Here is a 22203-nt window from a genome sequence, read left to right as displayed (position 1 = left end):
ACCACTCGGTCCCGGTGGGTGCATGGCCTAGCGTGCGTGCCGCTTGACGGCCAGCATGAGTACTGCCAGCCCCGCCGGGCCGAGGCCGCTTTACCGGCCTTAGGAACATGCCCCGACCTGGCCGAGGGCCGATTAATGAGCTTCCGGACAGCGTCCTCACCACCGAGCGGGTCCTTCACCGTCAGAGAAGGAGCACCGCGCGCGTGTTCGCGGGATGGGACTGGGCCAGCGGCTCGCACGATGTGACCGTGATCGACCAGGCCGGGACGAGGACCGACCGATGGGCGCTGGCCCACGCCGAAACCGGAATTGCCGGCACCCTGGCCAGGCTGCGCCGCCACGGCGATCCGGCCGGGCTGCCGGTAGCGATCGAGACCACCCGGGGACTGGTCGTGGACCGGCTGCTGGCTGCTGGGCACCCCGTGATTCCCATACACCCCAACGCCTTCAGCGCCGTCCGGCCCCGCTGGGGCGCAGCCCGGGCCAAAAGCGACCCCGGCGACTCGTTCAAACTCGCGGACTACCTGCGCACCGACGGCCACCAGCTGCGGACCTTGACACCCACGCTGCCCGAGACACTGGAGCTGCAAGCGCTGACCCGGCAACGCGCCGACCACGTCGAAGCGCGCGTCGCGGCGGTCAACCAGCTCGCTGCGCTGCTGGATGAGCACTGGCCCGGCGGGAAAGCCGTGTTCGCAAGCCTGGACAGTGACATCGCCCTGGCCTTCCTGGACCGCTACCCCACGCCCGCGGACGCGGCCCGCTTGACCGCCGGCCGGCTGGAAGCGTTCTGCAAACGCCACGGCTACTCCGGCAAACGACCCGGCAGTGCGCTGATCGAGCGGCTGCGCACCGCCCCCGCGGCGGCCTCCCGGCTGGGCCGGACTGTGATCACCCGGCTGGTCGGTGTCCAAGTGCAGCTGGTGCGGTCCCTGCGTGTCACCATCCGCGAACTGGATGCCGCCATCGCCGAGGCAGTCAAGACGCATCCCTGGGCCGAACTGATCGCCGGACTGCCCCGGATCGGCTCCGTCAACCTCGGTCAAGTCATCGGTGAGATCGGCCCCATGCTCGAACGCGCCAACGGCTGCGCGCAACTGGCCGCCGAGACCGGTGCGGCACCGGTCACCAAGGAATCCGGGAAACACCGCCAGGTCAACTTCCGGCACGCGGTCAACCGCCGAGCCCGGCAAGCCCTGATGACCTTCGCCGACAACAGCCGGCACGACAGCAACTGGGCCGCCACGATCTACAACAACGCGCGTTCCCGAGGCAAACGCCACCCCCACGCGGTGCGGATCCTGGCCCGCGCCTGGCTGCGCGTCATCTGGGCCTGCTGGCGCGACAGAACCTGCTACGACCCTGCCATCCACCACACCACCACCAAGATCAACACAGTGGAAGGGTTGACTTAGGAAACTCATGCGGCCTCCTTCCCGGCGAGCTTGCGTTCCCGTTCCTGCGCGCCGACGAGGTCGTCCGGCAGCGAGTCGGGCACTTCGGTGTCGAACCGGCGCAGCAGCCGCACGCTGAACCCGCCCGCGTTGATCAGCAGCAGGACCAGCGCGTAGACGACGTAGGCGAGCCCGACGCCCCGGCCTTCGCCGGTGCCGAGCACCGCGCCGACCGAACCGGACAGCGGACCGCCGGGGGCGAGCAGCGGCGAGAACCAGCCGACCGCCAGCGGCGCCAGCACGGCGAACCCGATCGGCAGGGTGGACCAGGTGATCGTCTGGTTGATCGCGAACACCCGGCCGTGGTAGCGCTGCGGCACCTTGACCTGCACCAATGTGGCGTAGATGCCCTGGGACACGGCCATCGCGGCAGCGAGCAGGAACACCCCGGCCGCGACGACGACCAGCGACGGCCGCAGGCCCATCACGAGGCTGCCGAGCGCGATGCCGACGTTGCCGACGAGGACGCCGACCATCCGCCGGTTGCGCGGGCCGCCCCACAGCGCCATGCCGATGCCGCCGGCCACCGCGCCGATCGCCTCGGCCAGGGCGACCTGGGCGACGTCGGTGACGGTGCCGAAGGAGAGCACCAGCGGGGAGACGAGCACCAGCGCGGGCGCCAGGAAGACGTTGGCCAGCGCGAAGTACAGCAGCATGGTGCGGAAGCCGCGGTGGTTCCACGAGTACTTCAGCCCGCCCGCGATCGCCGTGAGCAGCGGTTCGCGCGGGCGCCAGCCGAGCAGGTCGGGGAACCGGACGAACAGCAGGCTGACGACGGCGAACACGTAGCTCGCCATGTCGAGGACCAGGATCCCGGACAGCTCGATCGCGGCCAGGAGCCCGGCCGCGATCACCGGCATCAGCAGCTGCGCGAAGCCGTTGGACAGCTGCGCGAGGCCCATCGCGTGGCCGAGGTACTGCTTCGGCACCAGCTGCGCCACCGACGACTGGTAGGCGATCCGCTGGATCGACCCGGCGACCGACCCGAGCGGGATCAGCACGTAGAGGAACCACAGCTGCAGGTTCCCCGCCGTCAGCAGCAGGGCCAGCGCGAGCTGGATGGTCCCGGCGATGACGCTGGCCGCGATCATGATCCGGCGCCGGTCGCCGCGGTCGACGAGCGCGCCCGCCACCGGCAGGACCAGCACCCCGCACAGCAGGGCCAAGGCCCAGAGCAGGCCGAGGTCGGTGACCGAGCCGGTTTTGGTGTAGAGCCAGATGGGCACCGCGAACGACGTCAGCGCGGAGCCGGTCGAGGAGACGAGCTGGCCGACGGTGACCGTGACGAACCGGGCCATGCTCGGCTGCACCGCGGGTTTCTCGTCCACTGTGGACGTGTGGGTGTCGTGCACCGCCCAGCCCGCGTCCTCGCCGCGCGCCGAAACGTGCAGGTCACCGGGCTCGTCGAGCGCCGGGTACACCCGGGTGAGGATCTCCGCGAGCTCCTCCGCGCGGTAGCGGAGGAAGAAGTGCCCGGCCTGGTCGAGGACGACCAGGCCGGTGCGGTCGGTGAGGAACTCCCACTCGCGGTAGCGCTCGGCGTAGTAGTCGGTGACCGGGTCCGCCGAGCCGACGACCGAGACGATCGGCGCGCGCAGCTTGGCGACGCGGGCGTCGAGCAGGCCGCTGAAGTACTCCTCGGCGGCGCGGCTGTCGGCGCGCATGTTGCTGATGATCCGGTCGGCCTGCGCCGGGTCGAGGTCGTCGGTGTCGACGCCCATGCCCTTGAGCCAGTTCGCGTAGTACCGGTTGCTGCGCAGCTTCTCCAGCCGCGTGCGCAGCGTCCCGACCGCGCCCTTGATCCGCGCGAACGGGAAGATCGCCCCGATGTGGACGACCTCCAGCGCACGGCCGCGTTCTTCCAGCCGCCGGGCGACGCCGACGGCGAGCGCGTTGCCGACCCCGCAGTGGCCGTAGATGGCCAGGGGACCGTCGATGCGCTCGAGGACCTCGTCCGCCAGCCGCTCGACCAGCTCGTCGAACGGCACGGCCTCCTCGGAGAGCCCGACGTCGTGGCCGGGGATCGCCACCGAGAACAGCGAATACCCGCTCGGCAGCGCGTCCGCGAGGGGCTGGTAGACGATCGCGCTGCCCCCGCCGTAGGGGAAGCAGACGTACGTCAGCGTCGGCTTCGCGACCGGCTTGGTCAGCTCGTACAGCAGGTGCCCCGAGTCGTCGCGGTCACCGTCGAGGAACACCGCCAGCTCGCGGATCGTGCGGTGCTGGAACAGGTCCATCACGCCCGCCTGGTGCCCGGCCTTCGCGATCCGCGCGACGACCTGGGTGGCGAGCATCGAGTGGCCGCCGAGGTCGAAGAAGTCGTCGTCGACGCCGAGTTCGCCGACCTTGAGCACGTCCCGCCAGATCCCGGCGAGCAGGACCTCCAGGGGAGTCGAGGGCTCGACCAGGGCCGTGGTCGCGTCGCGGGCCGCGACCGGGGCGGGCAGGGCCTTGCGGTCGAGCTTCCCGTTCGGCGTCAGCGGCAGCGCGTCGAGGGTGACGAACGACGGCGGCACCATGTAGTCCGGCAGCGTCTCCTTCAACGCGGTCCGCAGGGTGCCCGCGTCCGCGTCGCCGACGACGTACCCGACCAGGCGTTTGTCCCCCGGCGTGTCTTCGCGGACGAGCACGACCGCGTCGGCCACCCCGGGTTGCTCCCGCAGCCGGGCCTCGATCTCGCCCAGTTCGATGCGCAGGCCGCGCAGCTTGACCTGGTGGTCGAGGCGGCCGAGGAACGCGATCGTGCCGTCGGGGCGCCAGTGCGCGAGGTCGCCGGTGCGGTACATCCTGCCGCCGTGAAACGGGTCGGTGACGAACCGTTCGGCGGTCAGTTCCGGCCGGTTGTGGTAGCCGAACGCCAGGCCGACGCCGGCGATGTGCAGCTCGCCGGGGACACCCACCGGGCACGGGTGGCCGTGCCGGTCGAGGACGTAGATCCGCAGGTTGCGGATCGGTGCCCCGATCGGCACGGACGCCACCTCGGCGAGGGCTTCGGGCGTGCAGTGCCAGGCGGTGACGTCGATCGCGGCTTCGGTCGGGCCGTAGAGGTTGTGCAGTTCGCTGTGCGGCAGCCGCCGGACGAACTCGCGGGCGGTGTCCAGGGGCAGTTCCTCACCGCTGCAGACGACCCGCCGCAGCGCCGTCACCGCCTCGATGCCCGGCTCGGCCAGGAACAGCGTCAGCATCGACGGCACGAAGTGGGCCGTCGTGATCCCTTCGCCGACGAGCAGTTCCCGCAGGTAGGCGGCGTCCTTGTGGCCGCCGGGCTCGGCCAGCACCAGCCGGGCGCCGGTCATCAGCGGCCAGAAGAACTCCCAGACCGAGACGTCGAAGCTCGCCGGGGTCTTCTGCAGCACCGCGTCGGAGCCGTCGAGGCCGTACGCGCGCTGCATCCAGTCGAGGCGGTTGACGATGCCGCGGTGCCCGTTCGGGACGCCCTTCGGCCGCCCGGTCGACCCGGACGTGTAGATCACGTAGGCGGGATCGTCCGCTCCCGCCAAGGGTTCCACCGGCGTGCTCGGTCCGGTCAGGTCGTCCAGGACGACCACCGTGGCCGTCCCCGGCGGGAGGGTCTCGCGCAGCGCGGCCTGGGTCAGGACGACCGGCGCGGCGGCGTCCTCGAGCATGAACGCCAGCCGGTCGGCCGGGTACTCCGGATCCAGGGGCACGTACGCGCCCCCGGCCTTGAGCACCCCGAGCAGCGCGACGACCAGTTCGAACGAGCGCTGCGCGAAGACACCGACCAGCGTCCCCGGCCCGGCACCGAGTTCGCGCAGGCGGTGGGCGAGCCGGTTGGCTCGCTCGTCCAGCTCCCGGTAGGACAGCGACTCCCCGCGGAAGGTGAGCGCGGGCGCGTCCGGCGTGCGGGCGACCTGGGCCTCGACGAGCGCGTGGAGCGTGCCCGGCGGGATCTCCCCCGCGGTGTCGTTCCACCGGTCGAGCACCACCGCCCGCTGTTCGCCCAGGAGGTCCAGTTCGGACACCGGCCGGGTGGGATCGGCGACGATCGAACGCAGCAACGTCACCAGGCGCTCGGCCATCCCGGCCACGGTTCCGGTGCCGAACAACGCCGTGTTGTGCACGAACTTGCCGATGAGCCCGGTGGAGACCTCGATGGCGTGGAACTCGAAGTCGAACCGGGTCGAAGGCAGGTCCATCGGCAGCCAGCGGAAGTCCACCGCGGACTCGCCCGCCGCGCCCATCCGGCCCATTTCGTAGTTCTGCAGCACGAACATCGCCTGGAACACCGGCGACCGGCTGACGTCCCGCGGCACGCCGAGGGCGTTGACCAGGCGCTCGAACGGAACGTCGGCGTGCTCGAACGCGTCGAGCACGTGCCGGCGGGTCCGGGCCAGCAGCTCGGCGAAGGTCGGGTCGCCGTCCAGCTGGGCGCGCAGCGGGAGCATGTTGATGAACATGCCGACGACGCCTTCGAGTTCGGGCAGCCCGCGCCCGGCCGACGACGACCCGACGGCGAAGTCGTCCTGCCCGGAGTACCGCGCGAGGAGGACCTGGTAGGCGGCCAGCAGCGTCATGAACAGCGTGACGCCGTGCTCGCGGCTCAGCGCGCCGAGGGCCTGGGCGAGTTCCTGCTCGACGAAGAACTCGTGGATGGCGCCGTCGAACGTCTGGGTCGCCGGCCGTGGGTGGTCGGTCGGCAGCTCCAGGGGTTCGACGCCGTCGAGCGCGGCCCGCCAGTGGTCGAGCTGCCGGTCGAGCTCGGCGCCGGTCAGCGTCCGGCGCTGCCAGTGCGCGAAGTCGCCGTACCCGATCGGCAACGCGGGCAGGGCGGCCGCCGTGCCGTGGTAGTGCGCCGCGAGGTCGCGCAGCAGCAGGTCGACCGACCAGCCGTCGCCGACGATGTGGTGCGTGCACACCGCGAGGAGGTGCTCGTCATCGGAGATGCGGGCCAGGGTGGCCCGCAGCAGCGGCCCGCCGGCCAGGTCGAACGGCTCGGCCGCGGCGGCGTCCACCGCCGCCCGGGCCGCGTCCTCGCTGCCGGCGTCCACCAGGGACAGCGGCACGGAGACGACCGGTTCGACGTGGACGGACGGCTGCCCGTCGTCCCCGGCCGGGAACCGCATCCGCAGCGCCTCGTGCCGCGCCGGGAGCGCGTCGAGTGCCGTCTGCAGCACGGCGGTGTCGAGGCGGCCGGTGAGCCGGATCGGCACCGGGATGTTGTAGGACGTCGTGCCCGGCGCGAACTGCTCCATGAACCAGACGCGTTCCTGCTGGTAGGACAGCGGGACGGGGTCGCCGTCCGGCCGCCGGGTGATGGTCGCGGCCGGTTCGGCACGCCGCCGCAGCCGCTGTTCCAGCAACGCGCGGCGCGCGGCCTTGCTGGTTTCGTCGATCGTCGTCACGCCGGCCCGCCTTCGGCCAGCTGGGCCTGGACCTCTTCGTCGCTGAGCTGGTCGAGGTCGGCTTCCAGGCGGCGTTCGACCTCGGCGGCGAGCTCGGCCACCGTGGTGAACGAGAACAGCCCGCGGACCGGCAGGTCGACGCCGACCTGCTTGCGGATCCGGACCATCGCCCGGATCGCCAGCAGCGAGTTGCCGCCGTGGGCGAAGAAGTCGTCGTGCACGCCGAGCTTCTCCACCCCCAGCAGCTCGCCGAGGACCTCGGCGACCAGTTCCTCGGCCGCGGTGCCCGGCGCCACGTACTCCGTGTCGCCCCCGAGCTGCGGATCCGGCAGGGCGGCGCGGTCGAGCTTGCCGCTCGCCGCGACCGGCAGCGCCTCGAGGGTGACGAACACCGTGGGCACCAGGTACTCCGGCAGGGCGGCGCGCAGGGCGTCGGCCGCGCCGTCCGGGCTGCCGACGACGTACCCGACGAGCGTCCCTTCGCGGACCGCGACCGCCGCGTCCCGGATCTCCGGCAGCGCCCGCAGGGCGGCCTCCACCTCCCCCGGCTCGATCCGGAACCCGCGCAGCTTGACTTGGTCATCGGTCCGGCCGAGGTAGTCGAGGGTGCCGTCCCGGCGCCAGCGCACGAGGTCGCCGGTGGCGTACATCCGCCCGAAGGGGCCGTCCGGGAACCGCTGCGCGGTCAGCTCGGGCAGGCCGAGGTAGCCGTGGGCGAGCTGCGCGCCGGCGAGGAAAAGCTGCCCGGCGACGCCCGGCGGCACCGGCCGCAGCCGGTCGTCGAGGACGTAGCCGCGGGTGCCGGGCACCGGGCGGCCGATCGGCACCGGCCCGGTGACGGGCCCGTCGAGCCGGTGGGCCACGCAGCCGACCGTCGCCTCGGTGGGGCCGTACTCGTTGGTGACGGCGATCCCGGCGAACGGCCGGACGGCTTCGCCCATGAGCGCTTCGCCGCCGACGACCAGGTCACCCGTCGGGTGGGACTCCTCAGGCAGCACGGCGAGGTGGGTCGGGGTGGCCTTGACGAAGTCGGGCCGCCCGCTGTCCACAATGGACCCGCCGGCGGTGAGCGGGCCGAGCAGCGTCGTCACGGTGAGGTCGAACGACGCCGACGTGTGCAGCAGCGCGCGGCCCGCCAGGCTCGGGTACGCCCCGCGCGCAAAGCCCAGGTAGGTGGCCAGCGCCCGGTGCCCGACCTGGACGCCCTTCGGCCGCCCGGTCGAGCCGGAGGTGTAGATGACGTACGCGATGTCGTCCGGGCCCGGGTGCGCGGGGTTCTCCTCGGACGACTCCGCCCACAGCGCCGGGTCGTCGAGCGCGAGGGTGTCCGCGTCGAGGGACACGTCCCCGGCGGTGAGCACGACCCGCGCCCCGGCGTCGGCCAGGACCAGCGCCTGCCGCCGGGCCGGGTTGGCCGGGTCCAGCGGGACGTAGGCCGCGCCGCTCTTGAGCGCGCCGAGGATGCCGACGACGAGGTCGGCCGAGTTCGGGGCGCACACGCCGACCACCCCGCCGGCCCCGAGGCGGTGCGCGACGCGGTTGGCCCGCGTGTTCAACTCGGCGTAGGTCAGCCGGACCCCGCCGAGGTCGACCGCGACGGCGTCCGGCGTCGCCCGCACCCGGTCTTCGAAGCAGGCGACGACGAGCGGGGCGTCCTCTGTGGACGAACCACTCCACTCGTCCAGGACCCGGTGGCGCTCGGCGTCCGAGAGCAGCGGCAAGTCCGCCACCGCGAGGGCCGGGTCCGCGACCGCGGCCGTCAGCACCCGGAGGTACCGCTCCACCATGGACTCCGCGGTGCCCCGGTCGAACAGGTCGGTGCGGTAGAGCAGCCGGCCGCCGGTCGCGGTAAGGTCGATCGCCACGTCGTCCTTGGCGGTCGCGTAGCGGACCGGCTCGATGCCCGAGTCGGGGATGAAGTTGAAGCCGAGCTGGTAGACCGCCTGCACGGCCGGGTCGCGCTCCGGGCGGACCTCGTCGGCGACGAGCTGGAACGGCACCCGGCCGTGCTCGATGGCGTCCAGCACCGCGGTCCGGACCCGGCCCACCAGCTCGGCGAACGGCAGGTCGCCGCCGCAGTCGACGCGGATGGCGAGCTGGTTGACGAACATCCCGATCAGCGGCGCCAGCTCGGGCAGGTCCCGGCCGGCGACCGGCACGCCCACCACGACGTCGGCCGAACCGGACAGCCGCGACAGCAGCGCGGTGTAGGCAGCCAGCAGCACCATGAACGGCGACGCCGACAGCTCGCGGCCGACTTCGCCGACGCGGTCGAGGAGGCCGTCCGGCAGGGCGAAGTCGACCTGGTCGCCGTCGAACCCGAACTCCGCGGGCCGCGGCCGGTCGGTGGGCAGGCTGTGCACGGGCGGGAGCCCGGCGAGCCGCTCGCGCCAGTAGTCCAGCTGCGCGCGGACCGCGGGCAGCTGGCCGCGCTGCCAGGCCGAGTAGTCCGGGTACTGGACGGCGAGCTCGGGCAGCTTCGGCAGCCGTCCCTCGGCGACCGCGTTGCAGGCTTCGTTCAGTTCGTTCGCCAGCACCAGCACGGAGCCGGCGTCGAACACCGCGTGGTGCACGACGAAGGTGAGCAGCCAGTCCGCGTCGCCGAGCCGGCACAGCTGCGCCCGCCACGGCGGCGCCGTTTCCAGGGGAATCGGGCGGCGGGCGATCGCCTCGGCCAGCTCGGCCGCCCGCGTCTCGCGGTCGGGGTGCTCGCGCAGGTCGTGCACTTCGGGGTCGATCGGGACGTCCTGGTGCACCACCTGGACGAGGTCGCCGCCGTCCATCCGGAACGCCGTCCGGAGGGCTTCGTGGCGGCCGACGACCACGCCGAGCGCGGCCCGCCACTGGCCTTCGGTCAGGGGCAGGTCCTGCCGCACCTGGCAGGGGAGGTTGTACACCGGGGACGCCGGGTCGAGCTGGTTGGACAGCCAGATCCGCTCCTGCCCGAACGAGGCCGGGAACGTCCATTCCTTCGTGTCGGTCATGTCTCCTGCTTCAGCGCTCGAGCTTGGGGATGGTGGTCGCGGCCGGTTCCGTCGCCGCCGGTGGGGCACTTTCACGTGAAAGTGCCCCACTCCGCAGGTCCTCGATCCGCTCGGCCAGTGCGGCGACCGTGGAGGATTCGAACAGCGTCTTCATGGCCAGCCGGGCGCCGGTGGTCTTGCGGACCTGGGCGATCAGCTGGATGGCGACCAGCGAGTTGCCGCCGAGGGCGAAGAAGTCGTCGTGGACGCCGACGCGCTCGACGCCGAGCACTTCGGCCCACTGCCGGGCGATCTCCGCCTCGAGGTCGGTGCGCGGGGCGACGTAGTCGTCCTGCGCCTGCGAAACCACCGGCTCGGTGACTTCTTCGGTCTCTTCCAGGCGTTCGGCGGTCACCCGGCGGTCGAACAGGTCGCGCACCGGGCGGGTGCTGATCACCACCTGCCCGCCGAGGCCGGGCGTCAGGGCCCGCAGGAACGCCTCGGCACCGTCGACCGGCCGGATGCCCGCCGAGTCCACAGTGGACTTCGGCACGGCGCTCAGGCCGCTGCTGACCGCGTTCTCGTCGACCTGCCGCAGCACGAAGTCCTCGATCTCGACCAGCACGCGGCCGGTGTCGTCGCACAGCGCCAGGTCGGCGGCGATCACCTGGTCGCCGCCGGAGTTCCGGTACCGCAGGTGGCTGTGGAAGCTCGCCGGGAGCGGGGCGTGCACGACCACCCGCCCGTAACTCATCGGCAGGTAGGTGCCGCTCCCCCGGCCGCGGCCGAACGCGGTCGCGATGTCGAGCAGCGCCGGGTGCAGCCCCCAGCCCGCGTCGAACACCGGCGCGACGATCGACGCCAGTTCCTCGTGCTCGCCGACGTGGTGGGTGCGCAGCGCGGCCCACCGCGGGCCGAAGGTGACCATGCTGGTCCGGCCGGTGCCGAAGCCGTTGCCGTCGTCGAGCACGGTGGTCCGGCCGCGCACCGCGTCGAGGTCCACAGTGGACGTGACCGGCGCGGGCACCCAGCTCGCGGAGCCGCGGACGTGCACCTTCGTCACCCCGGCCGCGCGGCTGGTCACCGTGAAGCCGTCGCCGTCGAAGCCGACCCGGTACTCCGCGACCGTGCCGTCCGGCACCGAGAACGGCTCCAGGAAGGCGACGTCCTGCAGTTCGACGACGTGGTTGTCGCCGGGGCACGGCCGGGCCGCCTCGACCGCGGCCCGCACGGTCTCCAGGTGCCCGGTGCCCGGGACGACCGGCACGCCGGCGATCCGGTGCTCGTCGAGCAGCCAGTGCCCGGCCGCCGAGACGAGGCCGTGGCAGCTCTCGCCGGTGCGGGTGGTGAGCACCGGGTGCTCGACCGGGCCGTCCGCCCTGGTGCGGGTGGAGCGGATGGTCGTCGGCGCGGCCACCTCGGCGGCCATGCCGACCTCGTCCCAGCCACCCCAGTTGTGCGAGACGACGCGGGCCTGCCAGCCGTGGTCGCCGCGGGCGTAAGCGTCGAGGAAGGTGTTGGCCGCGCAGTAGTCGACCTGCCCGAAGTCGCCGGAGACCGCGGTGACCGACGAGCACAGCGCGACGAAGTCCATCGGCAGGTCGGCGAACGCCTCGGCCAGGGCCAGGGTGCCGCCGATCTTCGGACCGAGGACCGCCTCCGCGGCCGCCCGCTCCTTGACCTCGGCGACGCCGCCGCCGGGGAGCCCGGCCGCGTGCACGATGCCGTCGAGCCCGCCGAACTCGCGTTCGGCCAGCTCGCGGACCTCCCGCAGCCGGACCGGGTCGGTGACGTCGGCGGCGAGCACGTGCACCACCGCCCCGGCCGCCTCCATCCGCCGGATCGCGCGGATCGCGCGGCCCACCCGGTCGTCGCCGGGGTGGGCGGCCCATTCCTCGCGGGGCGGCAAGCCACCCCGGGTCAGCAGGATCAGCTTCGCGCGGACCCGCAGGGCGAAGTCCTCGGCGAGGGTGATGCCGATGCCGCCGGTGCCGCCGGTGATCAGGTACCGGCCGCCTTCGCGCAGCACCCGCGGCGCCGCCTCGGGCACCGTGAGCTGCGTGTGCTCCTGGACCCAGCGGCGGCCGCGGCGCAGCGCGACCTCGGCCGGGTCCGCCGGTCCGAACAGCTCGGCCACGACCTCGCCGGACAGGCTCTCGATGTCGATCCGCCGCACGACCGTGCCCGGGACTTCGAGGGGGACGACCCGCGCGATGCCGGCGAGGGTCGCGTGCTCGGGCCGGGTCAGGTCGGTGCCGGTGACGTCGGCGGTGCCCGTGCTCAGCACGTCGAGCCGCACCGGCTCGCCCCAGGCCTGGACCAGGTTGAGGACGCTGAAGAAACCCCGGTCCTGGGCGGCCATCCCGGTCACAGCTCGCTTTTCGGGGGTCCGGGTGGCGAAGCCCCCGGCCCGGGGCGAAGCCCCGGTTGTTTCCGCACCGCCGAGCGCCCACGCGTGGACGACCCGCTCCGGGCGCGTCCCGAGGGCGGCGACGAGGGCGTCGTAGTCCTCGCGGACGCCGGGCCGCACGGTGAAGCCGCCCTCGACGGCGGCGAACTCGGTGCCCGGCCGGACTTCGGTGACGGTGACCCCGGCGTCGTGCAGCAGGCCCGGCAGGACGTCGTCGTCGACGAACGCGAGACACGACGCGAACGGCTCGCGCCGCAGCTCCGGGCCGGCCTGGCGCCAGGAGGGCACGGCGAACCACTCGTCGAGGGGCAGCGGCCCGCTCGGCCGCACCGGGGCGGCGACCGTCCCGGCCGGGTCGGGGTCGATCCAGTAGCGCTTGCGGGCGTAGGGGTAGCCCGGCAGGGGCACGCGCTGCGCGGGAACGGCCGACTCGACGGAGACCCCGTGTGTCCACAGGAGACCGGCCGCGGCGTAGAGCGTTTCGACGTCGCCTTCGCGGTCGGTGCGGCCGGGCAGGCTCGGCTGCGGTGCGGGCAGGCCCTTCGGCACCTGGCCGCGGGCGAGCCCGGCCAGCTGGTGCCCCGGCCCGCATTCGACGAGCGCCCAACGGTCGCCGCCGTCGAACAGCGTCCGGACGCAGTCGCCGAACCGGACCGCCTGGCGCAGGTGGGCGGCCCAGTAGGCCGGATCGGTGGCCTGGGCGTCGGTGATCCAGCCGCCGGCCAGGTTCGACAGGAACGGCAGCGACGGCGCCGACCGCGGCACCGCGGCGACGGCCTCGGTGAACCCGGCCAGGATCGGGTCCATCATCGGCGAGTGGAAGGCGTGCGAGGTCACCAGCTCGCGGCACTGCACGTCACTCGAGCGCAGCAGCGCGGCGAAGTCCGCGACCGCCTCCGAAGGCCCGGCGACGACGCAGGTGCCCGGGCCGTTGACCCCGGCGATCGCGAGGCCCTCGGGCAGCCGCTGCGTCACGGCCTCTTCGTCGAGCTGGACGGCGAGCATCGCGCCCGCGGGCATCGACTGCATCAGCTCGCCCCGCCGGACGACCAGCGCCACCGCGTCGGCCAGGGTGAACACCCCCGCGACGGTCGCGGCGACGTACTCGCCGACGGAGTGCCCGATCATCGCCCCGGGCCGCACGCCCCAGCTGTGCCACAGCATCGCCAGCGCGTACTCGACGACGAACAGCGCGGGCTGGGTGTAGCGGGTCTCGCGCAGCTTCGCGTCCCCGCCGCGGTCGAAGATCAGCTCCTTCAGGCCCGCCACGCCGGCCAGCTCGCAGCACTCGTCCACGGCCGCGGCGAACACGGGCTCGCTGCGGTACAGCTCGGCGCCCATGCCCGCGTACTGCGATCCCTGTCCGCTGAACAGGAACGCCACCTTGAGCTCGGCCGCCTGCGCGGTCACCAGGCGCCGCGGGTCGCGCAGGCCGTCGACCGCGTCTTCGGGGTCGCGGGCGACGACGACCGCGCGGTGCGGGTACTCGGTGCGCCCGGCGGCGAGGGTGTGGGCGACGTCGGCGAGGTCGAGGTCGACGTCCCCGGCCAGCCGGTCGGCGAGCCGTTCGACCGCGGTGGCCAGGGTTTCCGGTGACTTCGCGGAGACCCGCAGCAGGTGCGCAGGGTGCGGCCGCCGCGTCAGCCGGGACGGCGGGGCCTCCTCCAGCACCAGGTGGGCGTTCGTGCCGCCGACGCCGAACGAGCTCACGCCGGCCCGGCGCGGGGTGGGGGCCGCCTCCCACTTGGTCACCGTCCGCACGGGGTAGAACGGGCTGCGCGGGAAGTCGATGCCCGGGTTGGGCTCCTCGTAGTTGATGGTCGGCGGGATCAGCCCGTGCTCCATCGCGAGGACGGTCTTGATCAGCGCCACCACGCCGGCCGCCTGGGACAGGTGGCCGATGTTCGACTTCACCGAGCCGATGGCGCACCAGCCGGTGTCCGCGGCGCCGTGTCCGTACACAGTGGACAGCGAGGTGATCTCGATCGGGTCGCCCAGCGCGGTTCCGGTGCCGTGCGCCTCGACGTAGCCGATGGTGCGCGGGTCGACCCCGGCCATGCCGACCGCCTGCGCGATCGCCTCGGTCTGGCCGGCGACGCTCGGCGCGGAGAAGCCGACCTTCGTCGCGCCGTCGTTGTTGATCGCGTTGCCGAGCACGACCGCCCGGATGTGGTCGCCGTCTGCCAGTGCCTGCGACAGCCGCTTGACCAGGACGACGCCGACGCCGCTGCTCCAGACCGTGCCGTTGGCGCCGGCGTCGAACGCGCGGACGTGCCCGTCCGGCGAGGTGAAGCCGTCGACGCCCATGTACCCGATGCCGTGCGGCATCTCCAGGTTCACGCCGCCGGCCAGCGCCATGTCGCATTCGCCGTTGCGCAGGGCCTCGCAGGCCAGGTGCACCGCGACCAGCGACGTCGAGCACGCGGTGTGGATGGCCAGGCTCGGCCCGCGCAGGTTCAGCTTGTAGGACACCGACGTCGTCAGGTAGCTGGGCTGGTTGCCGGTCGACATCCCGATGCCGCCGTGCTGCGAGGCCATCACGCGCTCGTTGCGCAGCAGGTTCTCGACCAGGTAGCCGGTCCGCCCGGTGCCGCCGTAGACGCCGATCGCGCCGCGGTAGCGGGCCGGGTCGTAGCCGCCGTCGGTGAGCGCCGAGTGGCAGGCTTCGAGGAACACGCGGTGCTGCGGGTCGGTGATCTCGGCTTCGCGGCTGGTCATGCCGAACAGGTCGGCGTCGAACTCGTCGAAGCCCTCGACCACCGTGGTGGCGTTGACCCAGCTGGGATCGTCCAAAGTGGCCGGATCCGCGCCGCGGGCGAGCAGTTCCTCGCGCGTGGCGGGCTTGATGGACTCGACGCCGTCGACGAGGTTGCGCCAGAACTGGCGGAGATCACCGGCTCCGGGAACGCGGGCGGCCATCCCGACGATGGCGATCGGCTCGGTGCCGGGGTCGGGTTCGAGGTCGTGGGTCACAGCGGTCGCTCCTGTTCCTGGCCGGTCGTGCCGGCACTGCGGCGGGGTCTTCTGGACGGGGTGCGCCCCCGGCGGGCGGCGACCCGCTCGGCGGCGCGGGCGAGCTCCGGGCTGGGCGCGGCCCCCGCGTGCAGGTGGGTGGCGAGGGCGCGGACGGTGGGGTGGGTGAACAGGTCCACCATCGGGATGCGGCGGCCGAGCCGGGCGGTGACCTCGGCGTGGACGCGGGCCAATGCGAGCGAATGCCCGCCGATGTCGAAGAAGTTGTCGGTCACGCCCACGCGATCGCGGCCGAGCACCTCCCGCCAGACCGCCGCGATGACGGCCTCGGTGGCGGCCAGCGCGGCCGGATCGGCGACCGGGACGACCGGATCCGCCCGGGCCGGGGCCCGGACGGCGGCCCCCGGCGCGGCAGTGCGGACGGCGGCCCGGGGCAGTTCCGGTGCACACTCCGCCGCCGGGCGCTCCGGCTCGGCGACGAGCGCGGCGAGCAACGCCGTGAAGTCCTCGGCCAGCGCGGACATCCGGGCCGCGTCGAACAGGTCGGGGTTGTAGAGCAGCTCGATGCCGTGTTCGAGGACGTAGACGGTCAGGTCGAACGGCGAGCCGGGCTTCTCGACCGGCAGCCAGTCCGCGCGCACCCCGGGCAGGCCGAGCCGCGGTTCGGCGAAGTTCAGGACGTTGACCATCACCTGTACGAGCGGCGCCCGGGACGGGTCGCGTGGCACGCCGAGCGCGTCGACGAGCCGGTCGATCGGCGCTGCCGGGTGGGCGGTGGCGGCCAGGAGCTCCTCGCCGCCGGCGCGCACGAGCGTGGTGAAGTCCGCGTCGCCGGCCCGCAGCCGCACCGGGACGATGTCCACGAAGAACCCGGCGACGTCCTGGGTTTCGGCCAGCTGCCGGTCCGCGACGACGGTGGCGACCAGGTGGTCGGCCCCGCCGGTGAGCCGGCGCAGCAGCTGCCCGAACGCCGCCAGCAGCACGCCGGCGCGGGTGGTCCCGGTGCGCTGGGCCAGCTCGCCGACGGCCTCGGCGACACCGCCGGGGAACGCCTGGCGATGACTGGCGCCGCGGTAGGTCTGCACGGCCGGGCGCGGCCGGTCCCGCGGCAAGTCCACTGTGGACGATATGCCCGCCAGGTGGTCCGTCCACCAGGCCAGGTCGACCGCTTCCCGGCGGCAGTCGCGGTCGGCGCGCCAGACCGCGTAGTCCGCATAGGACACCGGCAGGGGTGGCAACGCCTCGCCGCGGTAGGCCGCGGTGAGGTCGGCGCAGAGGAGCTCCTGCGACCAGCCGTCGAACACGGCGTGGTGCAGGGTCATCCCGAGGACGTGCTCGTCCGGCCCCAGCTCGTAGAGCCGCACCCGCCACGGCGGTTCGCGGTCGAGCCGGACCGGGGTCGCCGCGTCGGCGGCCAGCCGGGCGGCCACGGCGGCGGTGGCCACCGGGACGACCGGCAAGGGGACGTCGTCGGCGGGCAGGCACTCGGCCCGCGGGACGCCGTCGACCGGCCGGATGCGCCAGCGCAGCACGTCATGCCGCTCGGCGACCGCCCGCAGCGCGGCCTGCAGCGCCTCGACGTCGAGGGGACCGGTCAGCCGGAACGCCATCGCGATGTTGTACGGCGCCGCGTCCGGGGCGAGCTGGTCGAGGAACCACAGCCGCCGCTGCGGCGGGGACAACGCCGGGGCGTGCCCGGTCGTCAGGCTCGCGCCGGTGAGCGGCGCGGCCTCGGCCACCCGCCGCGCGAGCCCGTCGAGAGTGCCCCCGGCGAAGACGTCTTCGACGGAGACGTCGGCGGCGAACTCGGCCCGCAGCGCCGCGACCAGCCGCATCGCGGCGATCGAGTCCCCGCCGGACAACAGGAAGCCGGTGCCCGCCCCCGGGCCGAGCACCCGCCGCCACACGGCCTCCACCGGCGATCCTGCCTCGGGTGCGTCCGCCGGCTCGGCCTCGGCCAGCGCCCGCAGGGCGGGCCGGTCGATCTTGCCGGTGACGGTGTTGACGGGCAGCTCGGCCAGGCGCCGGATCGCGGCCGGCCGCATCGCCTCGGTCAGCCGGTCCCCCGCGTACGCGTGGATGTCCTCGTCGGCCGGGGCCGCTTCCGGGGTGAGGAAGGCGACCAGCCGGGTGCCGCCGGGGCCCGGCACGGCTTCGACCGCGACGGCGTCGACGTCCGGGTGGGCGCCGAGCGCGGCCTCGACCTCGCCGAGCTCGATCCGCTGGCCGCGGACCTTCACCTGGCGGTCGGCGCGGCCGGCGAACTCCAGCCTGCCGTCGGGGCGCAGCCGGGCCAGGTCGCCGGTGCGGTAGAGCCGCTCCCCCGGCGTGAACGGGTCCGCGACGAACTTCCGCGCGGTCAGCTCCGGGCTGTTCAGGTAGCCCGCGGCCAGGCCGGGCCCGCCGATGACCAGCTCGCCCACCTCGCCCGGCGGGACCGGCCGCAGGTCGGCGTCGACGACGTGCGCGCGGTGGTTCGGCGTCGGCGTGCCCAGCGGCAGCGGGTCGGCCGGGATGCCGGTCACCTCGTCGGTGAGCACGACGACGGTCGTCTCGGTCGGGCCGTAGGCGTTGAAGAACCGGCGGCCGGGCAGCCAGCGGGCGGCCAGCGCGGCGGGCACCGGCTCGCCGCCGCAGGCGATGGTCCGCCAGCCGGGCACGTCTTCCGGGTCGAGCAGCGACAGCAGGGTCGGGGTGATGAACCCCCAGTTCACCTCGTGCTCGACGATGAACCGGCGCAGCCGTTCCGGGTCCGCGCGGTCGGCCGAGCCCACCAGCTGCACCGACCCGCCGGTCATCAGCGGCACGAAGACGTCCATGGTGAACGCGTCGAAGCCGGGCGAGGCGATGCCGAGCGCGCGGGTGCCCGGGCCGACGCCCAGCCGCCCGGCGAACCCGGCGGCGAACGCGACGATGTTGCGGTGGGTGGTGAGCACGCCCTTCGGCCGTCCGGTCGACCCGGAGGTGTAGAGCACGTGCGCGGTGCTGTCCGGCGTGGCCGGGCAGACCCCGGGCGCGGCGGGCGGCGGGACGCCGATCCCGCGCTCGGGCCCGAATTCCGCGACCGCGGCGTCGCCGATGACCAGCGAGACCCCGGCGTCGGCGACGATCCCCGACAGCCGGGCCCGCGGGCCGCCCGGCTCGAGCGGGACGTAGCAGGCGCCGGAGAACAGGACGCCGAGGACGGTGGTCACCAGGGCGGGCGTCCGGTGCGCGCACACCCCCACCCGGGTCTCCGGACCGGCCCCGCGTTCGCGCAGGGCGGCGGCCACGCCCCAGGCCGCGGCGACGAGCTCGGCGTAGGTGAGCCGGGCGGTGCCCTGCCGCACGGCGAGCGCGGCCGGCGTCCGCCCCGCCTGGGCCAGGATCAACGCGGCGACCGTGGTGTCCGTATCGGACAGTGTCGGCGAAGACAGGGCCGGGCCGTCGATGCCCGTGCCGGGCAACGTGTCGGTCAACGTGAACTCCCCAGTTCGGCACGGCCGCGGTGGCGGCCGTGTTGTCGTGCGTGCGGCTCAGCGGTGGTTCACCGAGCCGGCGGATCGATCCAGAACCTGCTGCGCTGGAACGGATAACCGGGCAGCGGCACCCGGCCGGGGCGGGCGCCGTCGTGCCTCGCGACCCAGTCGACCGCGGCGCCGCCGACCCAGCGGGCGGCCAGTTCCCGGGCCGCGCCGGGCGCCCCGGCCAGATCCGTCCCCTCGTCGAGCAGCGTGTCGAGGGCGGCGACGGCCTCGGCCGCGGTCGTCGCGACCACCGCCGCCCGGACGGCGAGCTCCCGGCGGCCGACGGCGAGGGTGTAGGCGACGTCGGCGAGGTCCGGCGGATCGGCCGCGAGCCGGTCCCGCAACCCCGAAAGCGCCTCGCGCAGGGCTTTCCCGTCCCGCGCGGACACCGGCAGGACGTGCGGGCCGTCCGCGGTCACCCGCGGTACGGGCACCGGCGGCTCTTCGACGAGCACGTGGACGTTCGTCCCACCCATGCCGAACGCGCTGACCCCGGCCACCCGCCGCGGCACGGCCGGCCAGTCCGCGGCCTTGACGGGCACGTAACACGGCCCGCCGGCCAGGTCGACCTCCGGGTGCGGCGCGGTGAAGTGCAGGTTCGGCGGGATGACGCCGTGCCGCACGGAAAGCACCGCCTTGATCAGCCCGGCCACCCCGGCGGCCGCGTCGAGGTGCCCGATGTTCGTCTTGACCGAGCCGAGCGCGCAGGTGCCGGCCGGGACGTCCCGGTACACCCGGTTGAGCGCGGCCACCTCGATGGCGTCGCCCAGCGGGGTGCCGCTGCCGTGCGCCTCGACCAGCCGGACCTCGGCCGGGTCGACCTCGGCGACGGCCAGTGCCTCGGCGATCGCCGCCGCCTGGCCCGCCGGGCTCGGCACGGCGTACCCGGCGCGGTCGCCGCCGTCGTTGGTCATCGCCCAGCCGGGCAGCACGGCGTGGATGTGGTCGGCGTCGGCGAGCGCGTCGGACAGCCGCCGCAGCACCACGGCTCCGGCGCCCGAACCGAACCCGGCGCCGTCGGCGGCGGCGTCGAACGACCGGCAGCGGCCGTCCGGCGAAGCCATCCCGCCGGCGCGGTACCGCGGCCACGTCACGCTCACCCCGCCGGCGATCGCCAGGTCGCAACGGTATTCGGCGAGGCTCTGCGCGGCCAGCCCGACCGCCGCGAGCGAGCTGGAGCAGGCACTCTGGACCGCCACCGCGGGCCCGGTCAGCCCGAGCCGGTAGGCGACCTGGCCGGGCAGGTGGTCGGCGAGCTGCCGCCCGGGCAGCCTGCCCTCCCAGTCGTCGGGGTCGACGTCGCCGGTGACGGCCGGGTTGCCGAACAGGTGGAACAGGAAGTACCGGTTCACGCTCGTGGAGGTGAACACGCCGACCGGGCCGTGTTCCCGGGCCGGGTCCCGGCCCGCGTCTTCGAGGGCGTGCCACGCCGTCTCCAGGAAGAGCCGGTGCTGCGGGTCGGTCAACGCGGCTTCGTCCGGGCCGAACCCGAAGAACCCGGCGTCGAAGTCCTCGACGTGCGCGAGCCTGCCCCCGGCGCGCACGTGTGCCGGGTCGGCCCGCAGGCCGGGGCCGATGCCGAGGGCGGCCAGCTCGTCGTCGGTGTAGTCGTGGATCGCGTCGGTTCCGGCGCAGAGGTTCCACCAGAACGCGTCGGCGTCCGGCGCGCCGGGGAACCGGCAGGCGAGCCCGACGACGGCGATCAGGTCGCTGCCGGGTTCGTCCTCGCCCGCCTCGTCCGCGAGAGCAGGCTCGGCGTCCGAAGTGGACGGTTCCAGGTAGGCGGCCTGCGCGGCGACCGTCGGGTGCTCCAGCAGGGCCAGCAGCGGGACCTCGGCCCCGAACTCCGCGGCCAGCCGCTGCTGGACGGTGCCCAGCAGCAGGGAATGGCCGCCGACGTCGAAGAACGCGTCCGTGGTGCCGACCCGGTCGTGCCCGAGGACCGCGCACCAGATCGCGTGCACCCGGCGCTGCGCCGGCGTCATCGGCGCGGCGGGCTCCGGCACCTCCGCCGGCCGCGGGTCCGGAAGCGCTTCCTCATCGAGCTTGCCGCTGACGGTGAGCGGGAACACCGGGACCACGGTGACGGCCGTGGGCACCGCGTGCCCGGGCAGCACCCCGGCCAGCGCGGCCCGCAGCGCCGTACCGTCCGGACGGCTGCCCGCCACCGGGACGACGTAGGCGAGCAGTGCGCCGCCGCGCACGATGGCGCGGGCTTCGGCCACTTCGGGCTGCTCGCCGAGCCGGGCTTCGACCTCGGTCAGCTCGATCCGGAACCCGCGCACCTTGACCTGCCGGTCGAGGCGGCCGAGGCAGACGACGGTGCCGTCCGGGCGGAGCCTGCCGAGGTCGCCGGTGCGGTAGGTGCGGACGCCGTCCTTGCTCCCGAAGGCCGGGCTCGGCTGGTCGAAGTAGCCGTCGACCAGGTACTCGCCGCTGACTTCGAGTTCACCGCCGTCGAGCACGGTGAGCGTGTAGCCCGGCAGCGCGGTCCCGATGGGCAGCGGGCCGGCGGCATTGTCGTCGACGTCCGCGGCGGTCAACCGGTACTGCGCGGCGAAGGTGACCTCGGTGGCGCCGTAGCCGTTGACGAACACGCAGTCCGGCGCGAACCGGCCGCGGCGGACGTCGGCGTAGGTGGCCTGCTCGCCGCCCAGCAGGACGGTCCGCACCGAGGGCAGGTCGCCATCGAGGGCCTCGAGCAGGTAGCGGTAGACGGTGGGCGTCGAGTGGTAGACGGTGACCCGGTGCCGCGCGAGTTCGCGGGCGGCGTGGGCCACGCCGTGCGCGCGGACGTCGACCGGCACCACGGCGGCGCCGGTCAGCAGCGCCGGGTAGAGGTCGGGGATCGCCGCGTCGAAGCCGAAGGAGGCCAGCAGGCTGAGCCGGTCGGCGGCGGTGATGCCGAGCGTCGCGATCTGGTTGTCCACGACGTGCAGCAGGTTGCGGTGGGTCTGCGCGACCGCCTTCGGCGTCCCGGTGGAGCCGGAGGTGAACAGCACGTAGGCCGGCGCGTCCGGGTCGGGATCGGGCACCGGCAGCGGCGCGGTGTCCGCCCCGGTGTCCGTTCCGGAGGGCACGACGCGAGCGGACCCGGTGCGGCACAGGGCTTCCGCCAGTTCGAGGTGCTCGGGATCGGCCAGCAGGGCGGTCACCCGGGCGGCCGCGACCTGGTGGGCGAGGCGGTCCCGCGGGAACGTCGGGTCGAGCGGGACGTAGGTGCACCCCGCCGCCAGCGTGCCGAGGACGGCGGAGATGGCCCGCGTGCCGTGCCCGGTGACCAGGCCGACGAACTCGCCCGGCCGGACGCCGGCATCGAGCAGCCGCGCGGCCTGCCCCCCGGCCAGCGCGGCCAGCGACCCGTAGCTCACCACCGCACCATCGGCGAGGACGGCGATCCGATCGGGCGCAGTACGGACGATTTCCGCGAAACGTCTGAGAAACCGGCTTGCGTCATCGCCGGCGGTCGGCCCCCGACGGTGAATGGGCGCACGAAAACCACGGCGGTGACGTCGACTTCATCTCACTCCCCAG

The 22203-nt window shown here is 74.0% G+C and carries 6 protein-coding genes; 1 reads left to right on the top strand and 5 read right to left on the bottom strand.

Features of this window, described 5'->3' with window-relative positions:
- The first annotated feature begins 203 nt into the window (after window positions 1-203).
- A complete protein-coding gene (locus BLW76_RS23800; protein WP_091311107.1) occupies window positions 204-1415 on the top strand; it encodes an IS110 family RNA-guided transposase in 1212 nt (403 codons plus the stop codon).
- Window positions 1416-1420: 5 nt separating this feature from the next.
- Here BLW76_RS23800 and BLW76_RS23795 read toward each other — a convergent pair whose 3' ends face one another.
- From BLW76_RS23795 to BLW76_RS23775, 5 genes are all read right to left on the bottom strand, one after another.
- Window positions 1421-6817, bottom strand: a complete 5397-nt coding sequence (locus tag BLW76_RS23795; protein WP_091311105.1) for a non-ribosomal peptide synthetase/MFS transporter — start codon at window positions 6815-6817, stop codon at window positions 1421-1423.
- Complete coding sequence (locus BLW76_RS23790) at window positions 6814-9801, bottom strand: non-ribosomal peptide synthetase (RefSeq protein WP_091311103.1); 2988 nt, start codon at window positions 9799-9801, stop codon at window positions 6814-6816. Before BLW76_RS23790 ends, BLW76_RS23795 begins: the two co-directional genes overlap by 4 nt.
- 10 nt (window positions 9802-9811) lie before the next feature.
- Window positions 9812-15163, bottom strand: a complete 5352-nt coding sequence (locus BLW76_RS23785; protein ID WP_091311100.1) for a type I polyketide synthase — start codon at window positions 15161-15163, stop codon at window positions 9812-9814.
- A complete protein-coding gene (locus tag BLW76_RS23780; RefSeq protein ID WP_091311097.1) occupies window positions 15160-18621 on the bottom strand; it encodes a non-ribosomal peptide synthetase in 3462 nt (1153 codons plus the stop codon). Before BLW76_RS23780 ends, BLW76_RS23785 begins: the two co-directional genes overlap by 4 nt.
- Before the next feature lie 68 nt (window positions 18622-18689).
- The gene (locus BLW76_RS23775) at window positions 18690-22040 is read right to left on the bottom strand and encodes a beta-ketoacyl synthase N-terminal-like domain-containing protein (RefSeq protein ID WP_244170281.1); all 3351 of its coding nucleotides are present in this window, start codon (window positions 22038-22040) and stop codon (window positions 18690-18692) included.
- Between the last annotated feature and the right edge of the window lie 163 nt (window positions 22041-22203).

Origin of the sequence: Amycolatopsis tolypomycina (genome assembly GCF_900105945.1) — a bacterium.
GTDB lineage: Bacteria > Actinomycetota > Actinomycetes > Mycobacteriales > Pseudonocardiaceae > Amycolatopsis > Amycolatopsis tolypomycina.
Note: the sequence above shows the minus strand (reverse complement) of the source record. Positions and strands in the feature narration are given on the sequence as shown.